This is a genomic window from Amazonocrinis nigriterrae CENA67, from assembly GCF_016056305.1.
GTDB classification, from domain to species: domain Bacteria; phylum Cyanobacteriota; class Cyanobacteriia; order Cyanobacteriales; family Nostocaceae; genus Amazonocrinis; species Amazonocrinis nigriterrae.
Map to the genome: position 1 here is coordinate 40,950 of NZ_JAECZC010000029.1, position 1,663 is coordinate 42,612.

The 1,663-nt window shown below is 39.7% G+C and carries 3 protein-coding genes; 2 read left to right on the forward strand and 1 reads right to left on the reverse strand.

The window, feature by feature from the left end:
* The first annotated feature begins 60 nt into the window (after positions 1-60).
* Positions 61-279 (forward strand): hypothetical protein, encoded by a 219-nt coding sequence (locus I8748_RS16090; RefSeq protein WP_198125586.1) that lies wholly within the window; start codon positions 61-63, stop codon positions 277-279.
* Positions 280-282: 3 nt separating this feature from the next.
* Here the strand turns inward: I8748_RS16090 and I8748_RS16095 are convergent, their stop codons facing one another.
* Positions 283-774 carry a DUF4149 domain-containing protein gene (locus I8748_RS16095; protein ID WP_198125587.1) on the reverse strand — a complete coding sequence of 164 codons (492 nt, stop codon included), beginning with the start codon at positions 772-774 and terminating at the stop codon, positions 283-285.
* Positions 775-1,058: 284 nt separating this feature from the next.
* On the opposite strand from I8748_RS16095, the gene I8748_RS16100 reads away from it, so the two are divergent.
* The gene (locus tag I8748_RS16100) at positions 1,059-1,625 is read left to right on the forward strand and encodes a DUF2808 domain-containing protein (protein ID WP_198125588.1); all 567 of its coding nucleotides are present in this window, start codon (positions 1,059-1,061) and stop codon (positions 1,623-1,625) included.
* Positions 1,626-1,663 lie beyond the last annotated feature (38 nt).

Sequence of the window (1,663 nt, forward strand, 5' to 3'; positions counted from 1 at the left end):
TAAAAGCGATCGCGGCTGTCGGATTTGCCATCCTCGCCGCGCGCTTGCTGTTGTTCAGCAATGAAGCATCGCCTGATTCTGAAGAAAGCTGAGATCAACAAGAATAAGCAGAAAAAACAATGCCTACCAGTTGAGTCTATCAGTCTGGTAGGCATAAATTTTGGTATGAGCGATCGCTTGCTTAAGGGACTGACAAATAAAAAACATTCTACTGTTTACAGTTATCAGTCATCAATCAGCAACTTCAACCAGGATGATTTACTTGTTGAAGTTCCCTAAAAATTAAACCTGCTGCCGCCAGCACCAGTTTAACAAAGCACAACCCGCCATTAGTTTTATTGCTTCTAGTACAAAATAACTGCTGTGTAATAAATTCATCTGCGCTGGAATTCCAGATGCAGCTTCAAAGAAGTTCAGATGAGTTCCAACAGCGCACATTTGCGGAGTTAAGAAATAGGTATCTAACAAAGCTATAGCTAACAACATTACCGATAAAACAATGCTGTTAAGACTCCAGCTAGATAGGCTTTTTCTCAAAGCTAGTACGCCAGTCAATACTACAGCAGCAGATAATAATTCGATGCGATTAAAATTCCAAAAAATCGCATAACCTGCTGTAGTAAAACTTGCTTGGCTCATCATCCCGGAAAAGTAAAGACTAGGCATAATTACCCAATCTAAAACCACACTAGCACTCAACCAAAAGCCCAAAGTGAAGATGACAGCAGTCTGCCAAATTGGTCGCTTGAATTCAACTGTAGAAAGAGTATTCATAAGAATAATTGCCTGTGTTGTATTTTTAGTTTCTAACTTCAAGAGTTGTTTTGACAACACATGTCAATTATCTTTTACAAAACAGTTATAACCTCAAAAAGTAATGATTATTATCTTTTCGATGTATTCATACTAAATATTAAATTTTTTATCTAAATATTTAAAATAATCAAATAAATTGTGATATTTATTAATATTAGGGTAGGTATTTAAACTAACAAATAACCGTGTTGAAGCTGATTGAAAACTGTTATACTATTTAACTCGGTCATCTGGGTAGAGCAATGCGGCTGTTGACTTTATTAGGCAGTGCGATCGCAACCATAGCGATGATGCAAGGGTATGCTTTTCAGCCGAGTCGAGCAATTCAGTTGCAAGATGGCACAGTGTATTTTGCCCAACCACCGCGACTTGTTGGCGCAGTCACTACCTACAACGATGTTTATGTGTGGGGTGCAACTTACTATTTTACGGTTAGCTTGCCAGACAGTGCAGGTGAACCATTGCAAAAGATCACGATTAACCAGCGTGAGGGAGTAGACTACGTTCGTTTTCGCCTCAAAGACAGTTTTGCTTTTGAAGGTAGTCGTTCCCACAAAGGGCAGAGGTTAGGATTGAAAGATGCCACAAGCGATAGGAAAAAACAAACCCTATCGCTAACATTTGATCCACCAGTATCACCTGGTAAAACTATCACAATCGCTCTAAAGCCTGTACAAAATCCAACAGTTGCAGGAGTTTATTTATTTGGAGTTACAGCTTTTCCAGCAGGTGAAAAATCTCACGGTCAATTCCTGGGTTTTGGAAGGCTACAATTCTACCGTCACAGTAATTTATTTTATGGGTGGTGATTAGTGGGGAGATGGGGAGATGGGGGGCTTCGGGGCCC